Source organism: Roseateles sp. GW821-FHT09G03 (assembly GCF_059416045.1).
Window position 1 is genome coordinate 1301914 of sequence record NZ_JBWKOK010000001.1, and the last position, 18950, is coordinate 1320863.

Below are 18950 nucleotides of genomic sequence, written 5' to 3' on the forward strand. Positions count from 1 at the left end.
GCACGCCCGAACAAGAAACCGTCACCATGCGCCGCTTCCGACCGATCCTCGTTGTCCTGCCGCTGCTGCTGAGCATGCCCGTGGCCGTATGGGCGATGACGCCCGAGGAACTGGAGCAGACGCCCACGCTGCCCCGATGCCAGAAGGAAATGGTGAACCTGCCGCCGCTCTTCGATCGCCGGGATGAAGGCATGACGCGGGAGCGGGCGATGGCCATCGCCGAGCGCGCGGGGGGCACCCTCATCTCGACGCGCGCGGTGCAGATCGCCTACGACTTTCCGAAGATGCCGCGGGACGGGACGCAGCTCTATACGCTCTGGACCTGTCACGCGCTGGCGCACGACGTGCCCGTGCGACCGCTGAAGGAGATCGAATCCGAGATGCAGGCGTGTTTCAGCAAGCCCGCCTGGGATCGCGAGCCCTGCGGCCCGGCCCTGTACCTGAAGGTCATCGGCCTCCCCGCGGCCTACCAGTCGCGCGGGAAGCAGGTGGTGGTCCTGCCGGCGCCGATTCCCGGCGCCACGCCGCCGAGCCGCGCGGCTTCGGCGCCTTGAACGACCGAGGAGCCCAGTCCCCATGTCAGCCTTTCATCGCCACTTCCTCATCGCGCTGTTCTCAATCGTCGCCTGCGGCTCGGCGCTTGCCGCCGATGCGCCCGTGCGCCCCATCGAAGGTGAGTACCTCTGCGATGGCTGCCACGGCTATCTGACCGTCAAGCGCAAGACCTCCGACGTCTATCGCATCAACTGGAAAGTCGGCGGCGGAAGTTGCGGTGGGTTGGAGATCTTTGACGGCTCCGCTCGATACAGCCGGGATGTGCTTGAAGCCCGCTACAAGGGCCGCAAGAAACAATGCGTCGTGCGCTTCGAGTTCGATGAGGAAGGCCTGTCGGCGTCGGACTCCTGCATGTCGCCGGAGGACGAGAAGAGCTCCACTTGTGCCGTGCTCGGCGCCTATTCGAAACGCAAGAAGTAGAGGGCGGTCATGCCCGCCTGATCGTTCCCAGTCTTCCATTCAACAAGCCTCGTGCGATGAATCATCTTGTCGTGTCCCTATTGCTGTCGGCGGCAGCCCTGACGGCCCATGCGCAGTCCGCAGAGCGTGTGCCGGTGACGCGGGACCTGTTCTCCAGCACGATCCCCGCGGGCCCTGAGTGGAAATTGCTGGCCTCGAGCAAGACCTCCCTGTCCTACCAATGGCAGGACCAGGAACACTTCAGGTCCTGGAACATCCAGCTGTCGGCCATCACCATCAAGCCCTCCGACACGAGGGAGCAGTTGATCCGGGAACTCGAGGAGGCGTCCAGTGGCATGCGCTCGTTGCCGGGCTCCGTCGACGGCGGCCGCCTGGAGATCCTGCCCGCCAGGAAGCGGCGCTATCTGTGCGTGGAAGGGGTCACCCGCCCTTCCCTGACCAGCGAGAAGCCGATGATGGCCAAGACCCAGGTCGCGATGTGCAGGCATCCCAAGTACCCGTTCGGGGCCATGCTGATCATCATGAGCGTGGGCGGCAAGACGGGTGACGATCCGGCGCTCGACGGCTTCGATCAGACCGTCGACGATCTGCGGATGAACTAGCCGCGTCGCCCCGTGGTCGACGCAATTCCGGATGAGCTGGAGGCGATCTCCGGGGAGGTCCCCTCAAGTGCACTCGATCCGTGAATCACAGACCGGGCACCAGGCGAGCTTCGCATTGCATATCACCTCCAGGTCGCACGCCTTGCAGGTGCCGGATTGAGCGAGGTCGCCGGCGGTCGGTCCTTCGACTGGCCTTGCCGCCACCTGGATGAAGGGCGGGTAGTGATCGTCCGCCGCCTGCTCGACATGGAACACACTGGCGAGCGCATGGATCAACAGGCCCTCCCTCAAGTCGCCTGAGCGCAACGGAAGCGCCGCCTCGCGAATGAACTCGGCAAGGTCGCCTTCAGACAACGAACGAACGTAAGCGAGTGCGGAAGCGCGATCCATGGGCCAACCAGGTGTCAGGGAAAGTGGTCGACTCTAGCCGACCACATCCCGCGACGCTTCCAGTGAGTGCCAGCGCCGGGACAAGCCCGCGCGCCACCTCCACCGTCAATTGCTCCCGTTCTTGATCTCCGGATCCGACGTCGCGACCAGGAAGTCCACCTTGTCGCCGGCCGCTGGCGAGCGGAACACCAGGATGACGCCGCGTACCGTGTCGGGCAGCACCGGGATGATCAGCGACGTCGCCTTCGGCTTGCCCGACGCGATGAAGCTGTTGTTGAGGTTGCACGCCGAGTTCAACGTCTTGGCCACCGCGGAGACCAGCGTGAGGTCCAGTTCCGCCGGCGGCTTCTCGTTCCCGCCTTGCGTCGTGGCACGTTGCGCCAGTTGGAAGAAGGGCGCGCCGCTCTGCATCGGCGTTCCGCTCTCGATCTGGTTCCATTGGTCGTCGTAGTAGCGGCACGCCACCAGGGTGGTCTTCCCGCTGCTGTGATTGACCTCCTGCAGGGTCCAGGGCACCACGTAGAACGTCGCCACGCCCGGGGTGTCGAGGGGCACGCCGGCGGTCGATTCTTCGATCATTGCAAAGTCAGTCATGACACAGGTTTCCTTGTCGTCGTTGGGGTTGAGGGTGGGGTCAAAGGAACTGCGGAAACAGTGATCCGGTTCGGCGCGTAGCCGCCCGCGCGCAGACGCGCCGCCGCGTCGGTGTCGGCCGCGGCTTCGCCCAGGCAGCGCCTGGCGGCGAGCCAGGCTTCCAGCACGAGCCCGCCCTGCCCGGCCATCACCGCCGAGCCCAAGCCGTCGCGCAGTTGCAGGCAGGCATCGCGCGGGCCGGCCTTGCTGCCGTCGCGCGCGCCGTGCGGCTCGGGCATCGCGAGCGCCATCAGCCCGAGCCGCGCTTTCAATTCGAGCGTCTGCCAATGCCGCGGCGCCAGCGCGAGCAGCGAATGCACCTCGTCGCTGGCCGCCGCGTGCAGCCGCTGGAAGTCCTCGCGCGGGCCACTGCGCGCCGCCAGCATCGTCTCGGCGACCGCCAGCCGCGCCAGCACCTCGCGGCGCATGAACTCGCGGCTCGGCTCGGCATCGGGCCGCGCAGGCACCTGCGCGCGCAGCGCGTCCAGCGACTCGCGCGTCACCTTCCCGGCATCCGTCTGCAGCAGCACGAGACTGGCCTGCGCATGCAGGCGGTCGGACGACCAGTAGCGGTTGGAGGCATCGCGGCGCTCGACGTCGCGCAGCAGCTCCACGGCCCCGCTCATCACGGCGAGGCCCTCATGGACACGGCCCATCGCCCACATCGCATCGCCCCGCCGGGCCTCCACCGTCGCCAGATCGCGCTGGCGCACGAGCGCGTCGGGCGAGCGCGCCGCCAGCGTCGCCAAGGGCTGCCGCGCCAGGTCGAACAGCGCCAGCGCCTCCACCGGATGGCCGCGGACATAGGCCACCCGCCCGAGCCAGATGCGCGAGCTGGCCACGGACTCCTGGGCTTCGGCGTTCTCCGGCTTGCGCGCCAGCGTCGCCAGCTTCATCGCGAGCGCCTGCTCGAACCAGCGCTGCGCCTCGTCCCAGGCCGCGCGCCGGACCGCGATGGAGCCCAGGCTGTTCACCGCGAACGCGAGCTCGACGGGCGCGTCCGCATCCTCGGGCAAGGCCTGGCGCCAGGTCTCCGACGCCTGCCGGTAGCTCGTCATCTCCTGCGACGCCGTGTCGAAGTCGCCGGCGTCGTAGGCGATCTGGCCGAGCCAGAACGACGCGGCCCCCAGCGTCTTGTAGTAGGCGGCCGGATCCTGCTGCGCGGCCTGCGCCATCGGCGCCAGCAGCCGCCGCGCCGCCTGCAGCGCGTCGATCGCGATGTCGGTGCGGCCTTGTCCGCGGCTGCTGTTGACCTCGCCGATCACGACCAGCGCCTTGGCGCGTTGCAGCGCGTCGCCCGGCGTCTCGCGGCCGCCCTCGGCGGGCGCCAGCAGCTTCACGCCCTGCTCGCCGATGCGGCTGAGCACGTCGAGCTGCCCCATCGGCCGCAGCTTGTCCGCCAGCTCGCCCAGCATGAAGGACGCCAGTTGCCGGCTCTGCCGCTGGCGCTCCGCCGCGACCTCGGCCTGCCGCGCGTAACCGAGGGCGGCGATGCCCGCGATGCCCGCCAGCAGGAAGGCGCCGGCGCTGGCCGCGCCCAGACCCCAGCGCTGACGGCGCAGACGCCGCTGAGAGCGCTCGATGAACGCCCGCTCCTGATCGCCGAAGAGCTGCGGGGCCTCCGCCAGCGCACGCGCCGCGGTCCACAGCGTCGATCCGCGCGGCATCAGCAGCGGGCCCGCCTGGTCCGCCTCGATCCATCGCGCGACCCAGGGCCGCAGCTCGTCGCGCGCCGCCAGCGAGGCGCGGTGCTGCGCGACCCACGCCGTCACGCGCGGCCAGCGCCGCAGCAGCGCCTCGTGCGCGACGCGGTACCCGTTGACGCCCCCGGCCCGGTCCGCGACCAGCAGGCGCGCATCGACGAAGGCACGCACCAGCGCCTGCTCCTGCGGATCCACCAGCTCGGACGCGGGGATCCAGCGGCTGGTCGGCGACGCGTCGTCGTCCCCCAGCGTGACCAGCCGGGGCAGCAGCCGCGGCAGCGCCTCCTGCTGCGCCGCCGGCAGCTCGCCGAGCAGCGACTCCGCGCGGCGACCGACGGCCCCTTCCAGTCCGCCGAGCTCCTCGTAGGCCGACCAGGCCAGCACGTCCCCCGGCGCGCGGTGCAGGTAGAGCTGCTGCAGCGTGTACTGCAGCAGCGGCAAGGCATCCTGTGCCTGCATCGCGTCGACGCACAGCCGGTCGTCGAGGCGGTTGAGCCCGCTCTCGTCCGCGCCGTAGCTCAGCCCCGCGGCGCGCGCGGGCAGCCGGATCATCTGCGCGATCGCGCGCGCGTCGGGCGGTGCCAGGTCCAGGTGGGCGCCGTCCTCCTTGCCGCGCATCAGCGACGGCCAGCGCGCCAGCGCTGCGTAGAAATCGTTGCGGCAGATCGCCAGCACCACCATCCGGCCGCCGCGCACCAGCCGGTCGAGCATCTCGAGCCACGCGCCGGTGCGCGCGTCGTCGTCCTGGAACATCGCCTCGAGCCGGTCCAGCACGAGCAGCGGCGGAGCCTCCGCGCCGCCGCGCAGTCCGCGCGTGGCATCCAGCCCGATCGCGAGCTGCCGCAGCACCTCGTGAGGAGCGCCGCGCAGGTCCGCGGACAAGGTGTCGATGCTGTAGCCCGACAGCAGCGGCACGCCCTGGCACTCCCAGTCCAGCATCGCGCCCGCCACGCCCGCCCACGCGTCGAGCCCGCCCAGCGCGCCGAGGTCGACCAACGCGGTGGCGCTGACGCGCAGCAGCTCGCCGCGGGTGCCGGCCTCCATCGCACCGCTGCCTGCCGGCATCGAGCCGGCGCCTGACCCGGGACCGAAATCAGAACCAGAACCAGAGCCTCGGATCGAAGTCGAAGTCGAAGTCGATGTCGATGCCGATGCCGATGCCGATGCCGATGCCGATGCCGATGCCGATGCCGATGCGGACGATGGTCGCATCAACGCCGGCATCAGCCCGGCCTGCACCAGCGAGGTCTTGCCCGAGCCGCTCGGTCCCAGCAGCAGCAACAGCGGATGGCCCTGCCGCCACAGGCGCGTCAGGCGCGCGTGCAGCGCGGCGACGGCGTCGTCGCGGCCGAAGAACACGCTCGCATGCGCCGCGTCGAAGGGCTCCAGCCCGCGGAACGGCGACAGCCCGCGCCAGCCGCCGGCATGGCTCCTCGGCCCTTCCGCCGACAGCACGCCGATCGGCGCCACCAGCCGGTAGCCCTGCTTGCGGATGGTCTCCAGATAACGTGGCGTCGTGGCGCTGTCGCCGAGCGCCCGGCGCAGTCCCGCCACCACCTTGTGCACCGGGTTGTCGCCCAGCGTGGTGGCCTCCGGCCAGCAGTCCTGCAGCAGCGCCTCGGCGGACACCACCTCGCCCGGATGACGGCACAGCGCAGCCAGCACCGCCATCGGGCGCGGCTCCAGCGTCACGGTCTCGTCATCACGGCGAAGCCGGCGCGTGGGCACGTCGACGATCCAGTCGCCGAGCAGGAAGCTCAACGACTCGCCCGCCTTCATCCCGCGAGCGGACGTCGCGGGCGGCGGACCCTCCTCGGTCCTCGGATCCATGGATTCACCTCCTGAGCCCGGCCTCTACGGACCGTGAGCGCGGAGTCTAGGAGCGGCGGCCCCGCACGTGTGCATGTCCACCCCGAAAGGGTTGACAGCTTGACAGGGGACAACGCGCGCTTGCGCCCGACCGCCATCCGGCCATCCCCCAGGTCCGAGCCGAATCTCCGCAAAGCCGGCGGCCAACATCGGCATCCGTCGGATGGGACGCGAGGCGCCGCGCTCCTATCGTTCAACGCATCGACACCCCGCTGTCCCTGCCCCTTCCGCCCCTCCACCCGCATCCCGAGCAGACCCACCGACCGGCCCACCATGATCGACGCCGCCCTCCTCCACATCGCCGGCCACCTGAACGCCGTGCTGCGCCGCTCGCACCAGTCGGCGGAGGACCTCGTCGCCGTGACCGCGCTGCATGAAGCGGACGGCGCCCCCGCGGCCGGCGCGGCGCACCGGCTCTGCGCCTTCCTGGTCAACCTGGAACGCGACGCCGTCCCCGGGATGCCCGTGCACACGCTGGCCGGCGGCGACCGGATGGCGCGCGCCGCGCCCCCGGTCCAGCTCAACCTCCTGATGATGTTCGCGGCCAACTACGGCGGCAGCACCTATCCGGAAGCGCTCAAGATGATCAGCAGCACCATCGCCTGCTTCCAGGCCACGCCGGTGCTCGATCCGCAGAACTCGCCCGGCCTGGACCCGCGCATCGACAAGCTCACGCTGAACATCGAGCCGCTGAGCATCCACGACCTGGCCACGCTGTGGGGCGTGCTCGGCGGCCGCTACGTGCCGTCGGTGCTCTACCGCGTGCGCCTCCTCTCCATCGACGCCCGCAAGCCCGACGCGCAACTGCCGCCGGTGCGCACGCCGGCCGTCGGTGTCCACGGCTGAACGGAAGGAACTCGACATGGGTCCCTACTTCCCGTTGCTGCAGGTGGACGTCACCCACGGCTACTACGCCGACGGCCGCTGCCGCGGACTGCGCTTCGTCCCCGCCGGCACCACCGCCGAGCGGCTGCGCCGCGCCGACGCGCTGGTGCGGGCCGACGGCGGATCGCTTCGCGTCCACGGGCCCGCCGAGGCGATCGATCGTCTGCGCGCCGATGCCGAGGACGCGTCCGGGGCATTCGGCGACGGCGCCTCACTCAGCTGGCGCGTCTTCGCCACCGACGACGACTTCGCCTGCGGCACCGAGGACGCGGCCGACCGGCCGCGCGAGCTGCTGTGGGTCGAGCCGCGCGACGACGCAGCTGCATCGACAGCCCTCACGCCGACGGTCACGCTGGAGGCGCGGCCCCGGGCACTCGATGCGCCCGAGGCGCAGGCGCTGCTCACGCCGCACGACCGCCGCGTGGTGCCCTTCGCGCTGCTGCACCTGCCGCTGTCGCGCCTGCCGGCGCAAGGCCCCGCGCGCGACCCCGCGGCCTGGCCCGTGCGTCACCGCTGGCCGCTGGCGCCGCGCGCCACCGTCTGGAAGTACTGCCTGCTCGGCGACTGGACCGAGCCCGCGCTCGCCGTCGTCGACCTGGCCGGCGAGACCGACTTCACCACGCCCGTGCCGGAGCACCTGGACGACGGCACGCCGATGCTGGCGATCCGCTCCCGCCAGCGCGTGCCGCTGGCGCAGCGCTCGCCGCACCGGTTCCAGCTGCGCAGCCGCGCCGAGACCGGCAACGGCAACGCCGACGGCGGCCGGCCCGCCACCGGCGCGGCCGGCGGCAACGACAAGGTGCTGATCCGCCGCCTGCCCACGGCAGCGGCGCAACTGCTCGCCCGCGAAACGATAGCCGGCCAACCGGCGATCGTCTCCGAGATCCACGTGCATCGCTAACCCGCAGAGGAGGCCGCCATGGCTATGAAGACACCCGGTGTCTATATCGTCGAGAAGAATGCATTCCCCAACTCGGTCGTCGAGGTGGCCACCGCGGTGCCCGCCTTCGTCGGCTACACCCGGCGCGCCGAGAACGGCGGCAAGTCGCTGCTGAACAAGCCGTGGCGCATCAGCTCGATGGCCGAGTACCACACCTACTTCGGCCACGGCCCCGATCCCCACCTGACCATCGCGGAGGCGCCGCCCAACACGCGCTCCGACTTCCGCGGCGACGACAAGGACTACGCGCTGACGCAGGCCGACGGCGCCGACGGCGGCCGCTTCCTGCTGTACCACGGCATGGTGCACTTCTTCCAGAACGGCGGCGGCCCCTGCTACGTCGTCTCCGTGGGCAACTACGGCGGCCTGGTCGAGGCGCAGCAGCTCACCGACGGCATCGATACGCTCATCAAGGAGCAGGAGCCGACGATGCTGGTCATCCCCGACGCGGTGCTGCTCAAGCGCGCCGACTGTGTCGCGGTCCAGCAGGCCATGCTGCAGCACTGCGGCGGCCGCATGCGCAACCGCATCGCCATCCTCGACGTCTGGAACGGCTACCTGGACCGCAAGGACCCGGGCGGCGATCCGATCGAGGGCTTCCGCAACGACCTGGGCGTCAACTTCCTGGACTTCGCGACGGCCTACTACCCGTGGGTCAACACGACCGTCGTGCAGGACAAGGACCTGGACTACACCCGCATCGCCAACCCGGCGCTGCTGGCCCAGCTGCTGCGCAAGGAGCTGTCCCTGCCCGACGCCGTCGACCCCGCCATGCCGCCGCGCACCGCGCAGCAGACGCAGGCCGTGGCCGACATCGTCAAGACCGACGACGACTGGACCACCTACGTGACCGGCCTGGTGAACAGCTCCACCAAGTCCGACCTCGAGAAGCAGAAGGCGCTGACGCCCGCCGCGCTCGCCGTCGCGGTGGAGACGCACAAGTCGCTGCTGCACAAGAGCCTGGTCTCGATGAGCCCGCTCTACAACACGATCATGACCGAGGCGCGCAACCGCCTGAACCTGCTGCCGCCCTCGGCCGCGATGGCCGGCGTGTACACGATGGTCGACAACAGCCGCGGCGTCTGGAAGGCGCCGGCCAACGTCAGCCTCAACGGCGTCGTGTCGCCCGAGGTCACCATCTCGCACGAGGACCAGGAAGACCTCAACGTCACGACGCAGGGCAAGTCGATCAACGCGATCCGCTCCTTCATCGGCGAGGGCGTGCTGGTCTGGGGCGCCCGGACCCTGGACGGCAACAGCCTGGACTGGCGCTACATCAACGTGCGCCGCACGATGATCATGCTGGAGGAGTCCTGCCGGCTGGCGTCCAAGGCGATGGTGTTCGAGCCCAACGTGGCCAATACCTGGGTGACCATCAAGAGCATGATCTCCAGCTTCCTCACCGGGATCTGGAAGCGCGGCGGCCTGGCCGGCGCGGTCCCCGACGACGCCTTCAGCGTCCACGTCGGCCTGGGCGAGACGATGACCGCCGAGGACATCCTCGAGGGCATCCTGCGCGTGACCGTCCTGGTCGCCATCAGCCGCCCGGCCGAGTTCATCGAGATCACCTTCCAGCAACAGATGCAGAAGTCGTGACGGGAACAGCCCCGGTGTCATCGGCATCGTGGGCCTCCCCGGATCGGGGCGCCGCATCGCGCACCTTCAATTTTTCGACCTCATAACCCTCGCGGAGGCAGGCAATGGCAGACGACGGATCAGCGCAATCGGCCACGGTGTGGCCACTCCCCAAGTTCCGCTTCGAAGTGAAGTGGGACTCGGCGGTGATGTCCTTCCAGGAAGTCTCCGGACTGGACGTGGAAGCGCAGCCCATCGAGTACCGGCACGGGGACAGCCCCGCGTTCTCGGTGCTCAAGATGCCCGGCATGAAGAAGTACAGCGACGTCACGATGAAGAAGGGCGTCTTCAAGGGCGACAACAAGTTCTGGGACTGGTTCAACGAGATCAAGATGAACACCATCAAGCGCAAGCCGGTGACCATCAGTCTCCTGGACGAGGCCGGCAAGCCCACGATGGTCTGGACGCTGGCCAACGCCTGGCCGACCAAGATCACCAGCACCGACCTGAAGTCCACCGGCAACGAGGTGGCGATCGAGACCATCGTGATCGCCCACGAAGGCCTGGTCATCGCCAACGCCTGATGCCGCCGGTCCCACCCGCTCCGCCGCTGCCGCCGTCGGCGCGTCCGTCGGCGCGGGTGAGTCCGGCGCCGGCGCCCGCGGCGGCGAAACGCCCCTCGGCGGCGGCAGGCCCCGCGGGACCGGGGTCGGCGTCGGCCTCGGCCGCGCTGCGGGACGAGATGCTCTACCCGCCGCCGGCCTTCCGCTTCGCGGTGACCTTCGGGTCGGCGGGCCGCAACAGCGACAACGCCTTCCGCGAGGTCACGGGCCTGGGGCCGGAGCTGGAAACGGAGACGGTGGTCGAAGGCGGGCAGAACGCCTTCGTCCACCTGCTGCCCAAGGCGGCCAAGCATCCGAAGCTGGTGCTCTCGCGCGGCGTCGCGACCCTGGAGTCGGGACTGCTGCAGTGGTGCCAGGAGGTGCTCGAAGGCGGCTTCGCGCAGCCCATCGTGCCGCAGCTGCTGCACGTCTTCCTGCTGGACCAGGACGGCGGTCCGCTGCGGGTGTGGTCGGTGCGGAACGCCTATCCGGTGAAGTGGTCGGTGGAAGCCTTCCAGTCCACCCGCAACGAGGTCGCCATCGAACGCGTCGAACTGGCCTACGCCGGATCGAGCCGGCTGGTGTGACGCCACGATCGAGAAAGAGCATGAGCATCGAAGTCAGACAACTGCTGATCCGCTCGCAGGTCACGCCCACCCCGGCGCCGCCCGCGCCCGCGATCGCGCAGCGGGACCTGCAGCGGCTGCGCGAGCAGCTGCTCGCCGAATGCCGCGCCTGGCTGGCCGACCGGCTGCGCGCGCAGCGGGAGCGTTGAGATGCCGGCCCCCTCCTCATCGACATCGTCATCGTCGACGTCCTCGTCGTCCTCGGCCTCGCCGCAGCTGACCCGGCTGCTGCTGACGCGCTACAACCTCAGCAAGACCGGCACGGTCGAGCTGGACAAGGACGTGACCTTCGAGGCGCAGATCAATCCGTCCGAGTTCAGCCACAGCTTCGGCATCCGCTACGACAAGACCAAGTCGCAGGGATCGCCCGGCGTGGAGCCGAAGTTCAGCGCCATCGACGACGAGCGCGTCAACTTCTCCATCGTGCTGGACAGCACCGGCGTGGTCCCGGCCGTGCCGGGCCAGCCCACCGACGTGAAGGGCCAGCTCGCCCAGCTCAACAAGGTCGTGTACGAGTACATCGACCTGCGCACCGAGCCGCCCTACGTGCGGGTGCTGTGGGGCACGCTGATCTTCTTCGGCCGGCTGGAGTCGCTCAAGACGCAGTACACGCTGTTCAAGCCGGGCGGCGATCCGCTGCGCGCCAAGGTGGACATGAGCTTCGTCGGCGCGATGAGCAAGGAAGAGGAGCGCCGCGTCACCAGCCGCGCCAGCACCTCCGACCTGACGCAGACGGTGAAGATGAAGGAAGGCGACTCGCTGGGCGCGCTCTGCGAGAAGATCTACGGGGACTCCTCCGCCTTCATGAAGGTGGCCCGCTACAACGGCCTGAACGACTTCCGCGCCATCCCTCCCGGGACGGTGCTGAAGTTCCCACCGGTGGGGAAGTGACATGCCCGGCGTCTCCCCGCTCCAGGACACCGTCGGCGTCGTGTCGCTCAGCGTGCTGATCGACGGCGAGCGCCTGCCCGAAAGCGCCGACCTCATGTCGGTGACCGTGCGCCGCGCCGCCAACACCGTGCCCAGCGCGCGGCTGGTGTTCAACGACGGCGACATGCCGAGCCGCGAGTTCCCGCTCAGCGACGCGGCCCACTTCAAGCCCGGCGCCGCGCTGACGGTGCAGGCGGGCTACGGCCTGCAGGAGGAGACGATCTTCGAAGGCCTGGTCGTGCGCCACGGCCTGCGCGTCGAAGGCGACAACGACGCGCGCCTGATCGTCGAGTGCCGGGACAAGGCCGTGAAGATGACGGTCGGCCGCCGCAACGTGAACTACATCGACCAGCTGGACAGCGACGTCATGAGCACGCTGGCCGGCGCGCACGGCCTGTCCGCGGACGTCGAGGCCACCACGATCACGCATCCCGAGCTGGTGCAGCACTTCTGCAGCGACTGGGACTTCCTGCTGACGCGCGCCGATGCGAACGGCATGCTGGTCCTCGCCACCGACGGCGCGCTGACCGTCGCCACGCCCAAGGCCAGCGGCGAGGCGGCACTGTCGGTCACTTACGGCAGCGACCTGATCTCGTTCGAGGGCGACGTCGACGCGCGCCACCAGTACGGCAGCGCGATGGCGGTGTCGTGGGATCCGAAGGCACAGGCCGCGCTGGAAGGCACCGCCGCCGATCCGGCCGCGCTGCCGGTGCAGGGCGACCTGGACACGAGCACCCTGTCGGAGGTCATCGGCCTGGCGAGCTTCCGCTTGCAGGCCGGCGCGCCGCAGTCGCGCGACATGCTGACGCAATGGGCGAAGGCGCAGCAGCTCAAGTCCGGCCTGGCGCGCCTGCGCGGCCGCCTGAGCTTCCAGGGCAGCGCGAAGGCCAAGGTCGGCGGGCTCATCGACCTGCAGGGCGTGGGCAAGCGCTTCAGCGGCTCGGTCTACATCACCGGACTGCGCCACCACATCGAGGACGGCGCGTGGACGACCGAGGCCGACTTCGGCCTCGATCCCGACTGGTTCAGCGCCCGGCCCGACGTGCCGGCGCAACCGGCCGCGGGCCTGCTGCCGCCGGTGCCGGGCCTGCAGGTCGGCGTGGTGATGAAGCTGGACGCCGACCCCGCCGGCGAGCAGCGCATCCAGGTCAAGGTGCCGGTGCTGCAGGCCGAGACCGAAGGCGTCTGGGCGCGGCTGCTGCAGTCGCACGCCAGCAGCGGCTTCGGCGCCTTCTTCCTGCCGGAGGTCGGCGACGAGGTCGTGCTGGGTTACTTCGCCGGCGACCCCTCGCACCCGGTCATCCTGGGCAGCCTCTACAGCAGCAGCCGCACGCCGCCGTACGCACTGGCCGCGCCCAACGACACCAAGGCCTTCGTCACGCGCTGCAAGCACAAGCTGGAGTTCGACGAGAAGGACAAGGTCATCACCGTCACCACGCCGGGCAACAACCGCATCGTGCTGAGCGACAAGGACAAGTCCATCCTGCTCTCGGACCAGAACGGCAACACGGTCGAGCTCAATCCCTCCGGCATCGCGCTCGACAGTCCCAAGGACATCACCGTCACCGCCAAGGGCCAGATCAAGCTGGACGCGGTCGGCGCCGTGTCCATCACGTCCAAGGCCGATGTGAAGACCGCCGGCCTGAACGTCAACTGCGAGGCGCAGATCGCCTTCGCCGCCAAGGGCAACGCCTCCGCGGAACTCTCGGCCTCGGGTCAGACCGTGGTCAAGGGCGCGATGGTCATGATCAATTGAGGAAGGAACGCTCGTGCCGCCCGCCGCCCGACTCACCGACCTGCATGTCTGCCCCATGGTCACGCCCGGCCTGCCGCCGATCCCGCACGTGGGCGGCCCGGTCATCGGCCCCGGCGTGCCCACGGTGCTCATCGGCATGCTGCCCGCCGCCGTGCTGGGCGACAACGCGACCTGCGTCGGTCCGCCGGACGCGATCGTGATGGGCTCCACCACGGTGCTGATCGGCAACAAGCCGGCGGCGCGCGTCGGCGATCCCACCGCGCACGGCGGCAACATCGCGATCGGCCTGCCGACCGTGCTGATCGGGGGATGACATGGATGCCGAACACGATTTCCTCGGCACCGGCTGGGCCTTCCCGCCGGCCTTCGACCGGCGCACCCGCGGCGGCGTGATGGTGTCCGGCGTGACCGACGTCGAGGAGAGCCTGCGCATCCTGCTGACCACCATGCCGGGCGAGCGCGTGATGCATCCGACCTACGGCTGCGGCCTGCGGCGCATGGTCTTCGAGACCATGAACGACAGCACGCTGACCGAGATCCGCAGCCTGATCCAGCAGGCCATCCTGTTCTTCGAGGCGCGCATCGCGCTCAACGCGATCGACATCGACACCTCCGGGCTGTACGACGGCGTGCTGCGCATCCAGCTCGACTACACGCTGCGCAGCAGCAACAGCCGCTACAACTTCGTGTTCCCGCTCTACTTGCGCGAGGGCGAGGTGCTGGGCATTGACGGACCGGGGACCAGTGGGCCGAGGAGTGAACCCGCATGAGCACCGGCACCGAACAGCGCGAGCGTTTCCCGATGGCCCTGGCGCCGGGCTACTTCCGCCCGGACGACCTGGACTTCGAGCAGCGCGTGGAGATGACGGCGCAGTTGGCGCGCCACCTGCGCTTCATCGACCTCGACGACCACGACGCCGGCGACTGGAGCACGCTCTTCGCCACCGATCCGACGCTGGTGATGGCGCGCATCGCCGCGGTCGATCCGTGGCCGCTGCAGCAGCGCTTCGCGCGCGAGGTGGACTCCGCGCCGCTGCCGCACCTGGCGCGCCAGGTGCTCACGCTGGCCGGCTGGCTGGACCTGTGGTGGCGCGCGCTGGCGGGCATCCACGACACCGCGCCGCGCGTGCTGCGCGAGCGCATCCACCTGCTGGTCGACCAGCAGCTGGCCGCCGACCTGCGCTGGGTGGAGCGGCGTTTCCTGCAGGGCGAGGACGCCCCCGCCGCGGCGCGTCCGCCGGGGCCGGTGGAGCGCGAGCTCTCGCGCATGTGGCACCGCCAGATCAGCGAGGAGCCGGTCGCCGATCCGGACGCCGAGCGCGAGGACCGCGAGCGGCTGCGCGAACGCTTCTTCGCCTTCCTCAGCGCCGTGGACGACGTGCGCCGGCTGGCGCGCGAGCTGCTGCCCGACAGCATCGCCACGGCCAACCACGAGCCGGCGGCGGCGCTGCTGGTCGCCTTCCTGAAGGTCTGCGAGACGGCGCAGCGCGAGGTCAACCGGTTCCCCGCGCGGCACACCGCGTTCTACTACCGGGACTGCCTGGGCTTCGATCCCGCGCCGTCGCGCGCCGACAGCGTCTACCTCGCCTGCCAGCGCGACCTGCGCGCGCCCGGCGACGTGCACCTGCCGCCGGGCACCGCCTTCGACGCGGGCAAGGACGCGGCGGGCCGGCCGGTGCGCTTCGTCAGCGACGGCCCCCTGACGGTCACCGACGCGCGGGTCGAGACGCTCCGCACGCTGCGGCTGGAACGGGACCGGCTGATCGCGCCCGAGCGCGACCTCAACTACGTCACCCGCGCCAAGGTCGCGCAGCCGGTGGCGGACGGCCGCACCGTCTGGCCGCTGTTCGGCGCGGCCGGCGGCGCGGGCGCCGAGGATGCGCGCATCGGTCTGGCCGTCGCGTCGCCGCTGCTCCTGCTGCGCGAGGGCGAGCGCGAGATCCGCGTCATCCTGCGCCAGACCTCGTCCGGCACCGCGCCCGACCTGCGCGGCCTGCGCGACGCGGTGCTGCGCGCGAAGACCGCGGACGCATTCCGCGATGCCTTCGGGGATTTGGTGCCGCAATGGCTGCTGGCCGGAGGGGATGTGGCGACGCCCTCCCCCGACGACCTTCGCGACACCGACTGGGTCTCGATGCGCAACGCCGCGCACCGTCTGCTGGGCGAAGGCCTGCCCTCGATGTTCGACGGCTCGGGGGCGCCCAACCGCGCACTGATCTTCGATCGGCTGATGCAGGGCGCCTTCCGCTTGAGCCTGAGCACGGCGACCGGCTGGTGGACCGTCGAGAGCCGGATCGACCGCGCCGCGGGCGCCGGCCTCTCGTTGCTGATCCGGTTGCGCGCGGATGCACCGGCCATCACCGGCGTCGACCCCGCCGTGCACGGCACCGAGTGGCCGACGCGGCTGCCGGTTCTGCGGCTGGAGGTCGCGACGCAGGGCCGGCTCTATCCGTACTCGCTGCTGGCGCGGCTGCCGCTGGCCGAAGTCGAGCTGCGCGTCTGCGTGCGCGGCGTGCGCGAGGTGCGGCTGGCCAACAACCTCGGACCGCTCGATCCGACGAAGGCCTTCGCGCCGCTCGGACCGCTGCCGGGCCTGTCCTCCTACCTCGTCGTCGGCTCGCCCGAGGCGGCGCGCAAGACCCTGGACCGGCTCTCGCTGGACATCGAATGGGGCGGACTGCCGCTCGAGCCCGGCGGCTTCGACACACACTACGCCGGTTATGGCGGCACCTCCGGCAAGGAGCTGCGCCAAGGCCGCTTCAGCGCCGAGATCGCCTGGCTGCGCGACAGCGAATGGCAGCCCTGCGCGAACCGCTCGGCCCATCAACCGCTGTTCGCCGGCACCAACCCGGCCGGCGAGCTGATCGCGACGCAGCACATCGAGATCGACCCCGGCTCGGTGCGCAAGCTCAGCCGCGCCACGGACGAGGACTGGTCGACCATGCCCATGCCCCGCAACGGCCTGTGCCGGCTGCAGCTCAGCGGCCCGCGCGCGGCCTTCGGCCATGCGGCCTATCCGGTCGAGCTGGCCTCGACGGTGGCGGCCAACGCGCGCACGAAGCGCCCGAGCCCGCTGCCGAATCCGCCGTACACGCCGATGATCGAGCGCATCTCGCTGAACTACGAGGCCGCCAGCGTCATCGCGCTCGACCGTGACGACGATCCGCCCGAGGGCGTCGACGGCGAGCGGCTGTTCCACCTCCATCCCTTCGGCCTGCAGACGCTGTACTCGGCGATGTCGGGCGGCGGGCACGACCTGCTGCCGCGCCTGGGCGCCGACGGCAACCTCTACATCGGCATTTCCTCCTGCGATCCGGGCGGCGTGCTGACGCTGCTGTTCCAGCTGCGCGAGTCGTCGGCGCGCAGCCTGCTCAACGGCACGCGGCCCCGCGCCGTGTCGTGGGCGACGCTGGCCAACGACGAATGGCGGACGCTGGCGCCGTCGCGCGTGCTGGGCGACACGACGCACGGCTGCCTGACCTCCGGCATCGTGACGCTGGACCTGCCCCGCGACATGAGCACCGACCACACCGTGATGCCGGCTGGGCTGTACTGGCTGCGGCTGTCGGCGGGCGCGGAGTTCGACAGCTTCGCCGGCCTGGTGTCCGTGCGCACGCAGGGCGTGCGCCTGCGGCGGCAGATGCCGGGCGACGCGGACGCGCCGCCGCCGCGCACCGGCAGCGCGCCGCCCGCGCCGCCGGTACCGCTGGTCGACGGCATCATCGTGCGGCCGTCGGCGACGCTGCCGGGCCTGGCCTCGGTGACGCAGGTCGGGCGCTCCTTCAGCCTGCAGCGCGAGGAGGACGAACGCGCCATGATCACCCGCGCCGGCGAGCGGCTGCAGCACAAGGGCCGCGCGTCGCTGGGCTGGGACGTCGAGCGGCTGCTGCTCTCGCGTTTCCCCGACGTGCTGAAGGCGCGCTGCATCCCTGCGAACGACGGCAGCGGCGGCGTGACGGCGGTGGTGATCCCGACGCTGCCGCGCAACCTGCCCGCGCTGGCCTGCGCGGCGCCGCGCTTCAACGCGGTCGAGCTGGCCCGCATGACCGCGGCGCTGGCGGAGATCGGCTCGCCCTTCGCGCGCTTCCAGGTCCGCAATCCCGCCTACGACCGGCTGCAGCTGCGCGCGACGCTGGGCCTCACGCGCGGCGCGCACGAAGGCGCGACGCTGCGCCGCGTCAACGAGGCCATCGTGCACTACCTGTCGCCGTGGTTCGACGATGGCTACGGCCCGCGCTTCGACTGGCTGGTGCGCAGCGAGGACCTCGAAGCCCGGCTGCGCGCGCTGGAGGGCGTGAGCTTCGTGACGCAGCTGTCGCTGATCACCGTGGCCTGCGACGACCGCGACGTCTACACGCTGTCCGATACCGCCCGCGCGCGGGAGGGCGCGGAGCCGCCCGGCCAGGACGGCGCGCAGCCGGCCACCGGCGCGGCCCATGCGCGCGCGGGGCTGCCGTGGAGCATCGCGCTGCCGATGCCGCAGCACATCCTCACCGCGGTCGACCGCTTTCCGGAGACGGTGTCGGCCCGCGCCACGGGCGTCGACCGGCTGGCGGTCGGCAGCACCTTTGTCATCGGCGGTCCGGACCGGCAGGACGCCGGACCCGCCTTCGTGATCGGCAGGGGCGCGCCATGACGACCCGCAACCGCGACACGCTCAAGCAGTTCTTCCAGGAAGGTCGGCTGCCCACCAGCGACCACTTCGGCGACCTGATCGACTCGATGCTCAACATGAGCGACGAGGGTTTCCGCAAGACGCCGGAGAACGGCTTCGAGGTCTCCACCCCGGTCAGCCACGACGCGCTGATCAGCTTCTACCGCGAGCAGAGCGGCCGCGAGGCGATCTGGTCGATGGCCTACGGCGGCGACCGCGACCAGCTGCTGTTCCACCACGGCGACGTGCGTGCCGCCGGAACGCGCGATCCGGTGCTGGCGCTGGACACCGAGGGCCGCGTCGGCATCGGCACGGCCAGGCCGCGGCAGGCGCTGGAGGTGGCGGGCGTGGTCGCGTCGTCGGGACGGCTCGGCGACCTGCGGCGCGAGGACGAGACCGGCCAGCCGCTCAAGGCCGACGGCGAGTGGCACGACCTGACCGGCCCACTGAGCGGCTGCCAGGCCTTCGAGGTGATGGCCGGCGTCGGGCAGAAGGAAGGCGGGCGCTTCGCGATGCTGCACGCGATCGCGATGAACACCTACAACCCGCTGCCGGGCTGGCTGGAGTTCCTGTCGCCGCGCAAGCGCATCCGCAGCCAGCACGCCTGGTATGGCCGCCGCTGCGATCGCATCCAGCTGCGCTGGGCGGGCGGACACGGCCGGCGCGCGAGCTACCGGCTGCAGATCCGCACGCAATGCGATTACGGCGAGGGCAAGGTGATCCAGGCCTCGGTGTCGCAGCTGTGGTTCGATCCTGAAATGTCGGGAGGCTCGACATGAGTCTGCGGACACTCGACAGGACCTTCGGAGG

The 18950-nt window shown here is 70.7% G+C and carries 18 protein-coding genes; 15 read left to right on the forward strand and 3 right to left on the reverse strand.

Annotation, left to right across the window (positions count from 1 at the left end):
• Nucleotides 1-26: 26 nt before the first annotated feature.
• From AC07OZ_RS05840 to AC07OZ_RS05850, 3 genes are read left to right on the forward strand one after another with little or no spacing between them, the layout of a single operon-like run.
• Nucleotides 27-554 carry a hypothetical protein gene (locus tag AC07OZ_RS05840; RefSeq protein ID WP_495466208.1) on the forward strand — a complete coding sequence of 176 codons (528 nt, stop codon included), beginning with the start codon at nucleotides 27-29 and terminating at the stop codon, nucleotides 552-554.
• 22 nt (nucleotides 555-576) lie between these two features.
• Nucleotides 577-975, forward strand: a complete 399-nt coding sequence (locus AC07OZ_RS05845) for a hypothetical protein (protein ID WP_495466209.1) — start codon at nucleotides 577-579, stop codon at nucleotides 973-975.
• A gap of 56 nt (nucleotides 976-1031) precedes the next feature.
• Nucleotides 1032-1577, forward strand: a complete 546-nt coding sequence (locus AC07OZ_RS05850; RefSeq protein WP_495466210.1) for a hypothetical protein — start codon at nucleotides 1032-1034, stop codon at nucleotides 1575-1577.
• Nucleotides 1578-1640: 63 nt separating this feature from the next.
• Here the strand turns inward: AC07OZ_RS05850 and AC07OZ_RS05855 are convergent, their stop codons facing one another.
• From AC07OZ_RS05855 to AC07OZ_RS05865, 3 genes are all read right to left on the reverse strand, one after another.
• Nucleotides 1641-1967: a hypothetical protein gene (locus tag AC07OZ_RS05855; RefSeq protein ID WP_495466211.1), complete on the reverse strand. Its 327-nt coding sequence runs from the start codon at nucleotides 1965-1967 to the stop codon at nucleotides 1641-1643.
• Nucleotides 1968-2072: 105 nt separating this feature from the next.
• Nucleotides 2073-2561: a hypothetical protein gene (locus AC07OZ_RS05860; RefSeq protein WP_495466212.1), complete on the reverse strand. Its 489-nt coding sequence runs from the start codon at nucleotides 2559-2561 to the stop codon at nucleotides 2073-2075.
• Nucleotides 2558-6133, reverse strand: coding sequence for an nSTAND1 domain-containing NTPase (locus tag AC07OZ_RS05865; protein WP_495466213.1), 3576 nt, complete (start codon nucleotides 6131-6133; stop codon nucleotides 2558-2560). The genes AC07OZ_RS05860 and AC07OZ_RS05865 overlap by 4 nt, the downstream gene beginning before the upstream one ends.
• Nucleotides 6134-6445: 312 nt before the next feature.
• Between AC07OZ_RS05865 and AC07OZ_RS05870 the strand changes: the two genes are divergently transcribed.
• From AC07OZ_RS05870 to AC07OZ_RS05925, 12 genes are all read left to right on the forward strand, one after another.
• The gene (locus tag AC07OZ_RS05870; RefSeq protein ID WP_495466214.1) at nucleotides 6446-7018 is read left to right on the forward strand and encodes a Pvc16 family protein; all 573 of its coding nucleotides are present in this window, start codon (nucleotides 6446-6448) and stop codon (nucleotides 7016-7018) included.
• Nucleotides 7019-7034: 16 nt separating this feature from the next.
• Nucleotides 7035-7958 (forward strand): hypothetical protein, encoded by a 924-nt coding sequence (locus AC07OZ_RS05875; RefSeq protein ID WP_495466215.1) that lies wholly within the window; start codon nucleotides 7035-7037, stop codon nucleotides 7956-7958.
• Between the two features lie 18 nt (nucleotides 7959-7976).
• Nucleotides 7977-9593, forward strand: coding sequence for a phage tail sheath family protein (locus AC07OZ_RS05880; RefSeq protein ID WP_495466216.1), 1617 nt, complete (start codon nucleotides 7977-7979; stop codon nucleotides 9591-9593).
• A 104-nt stretch (nucleotides 9594-9697) separates the two neighbouring features.
• Nucleotides 9698-10156, forward strand: coding sequence for a phage tail protein (locus tag AC07OZ_RS05885; protein ID WP_495466217.1), 459 nt, complete (start codon nucleotides 9698-9700; stop codon nucleotides 10154-10156).
• Nucleotides 10156-10761: a phage tail protein gene (locus AC07OZ_RS05890; protein WP_495466218.1), complete on the forward strand. Its 606-nt coding sequence runs from the start codon at nucleotides 10156-10158 to the stop codon at nucleotides 10759-10761. The genes AC07OZ_RS05885 and AC07OZ_RS05890 overlap by 1 nt, the downstream gene beginning before the upstream one ends.
• A gap of 20 nt (nucleotides 10762-10781) precedes the next feature.
• A complete protein-coding gene (locus tag AC07OZ_RS05895; RefSeq protein WP_495466219.1) occupies nucleotides 10782-10949 on the forward strand; it encodes a DUF5908 family protein in 168 nt (55 codons plus the stop codon).
• 1 nt (nucleotide 10950) lies between these two features.
• Nucleotides 10951-11691, forward strand: coding sequence for a CIS tube protein (locus AC07OZ_RS05900; protein WP_495466220.1), 741 nt, complete (start codon nucleotides 10951-10953; stop codon nucleotides 11689-11691).
• Between the two features lies 1 nt (nucleotide 11692).
• The gene (gene vgrG, locus AC07OZ_RS05905) at nucleotides 11693-13486 is read left to right on the forward strand and encodes a type VI secretion system tip protein VgrG (RefSeq protein WP_495466221.1); all 1794 of its coding nucleotides are present in this window, start codon (nucleotides 11693-11695) and stop codon (nucleotides 13484-13486) included.
• Nucleotides 13487-13499: 13 nt separating this feature from the next.
• Entirely contained in the window at nucleotides 13500-13799 is a 300-nt protein-coding gene (locus AC07OZ_RS05910; protein WP_495466222.1) for a PAAR domain-containing protein, read from the forward strand.
• A gap of 1 nt (nucleotide 13800) precedes the next feature.
• Nucleotides 13801-14256 carry a GPW/gp25 family protein gene (locus tag AC07OZ_RS05915; RefSeq protein WP_495466223.1) on the forward strand — a complete coding sequence of 152 codons (456 nt, stop codon included), beginning with the start codon at nucleotides 13801-13803 and terminating at the stop codon, nucleotides 14254-14256.
• The gene (locus AC07OZ_RS05920; protein ID WP_495466224.1) at nucleotides 14253-18122 is read left to right on the forward strand and encodes a baseplate J/gp47 family protein; all 3870 of its coding nucleotides are present in this window, start codon (nucleotides 14253-14255) and stop codon (nucleotides 18120-18122) included. Before AC07OZ_RS05915 ends, AC07OZ_RS05920 begins: the two co-directional genes overlap by 4 nt.
• Nucleotides 18119-18919: a hypothetical protein gene (locus AC07OZ_RS05925; protein ID WP_495466225.1), complete on the forward strand. Its 801-nt coding sequence runs from the start codon at nucleotides 18119-18121 to the stop codon at nucleotides 18917-18919. Before AC07OZ_RS05920 ends, AC07OZ_RS05925 begins: the two co-directional genes overlap by 4 nt.
• Nucleotides 18920-18950 lie beyond the last annotated feature (31 nt).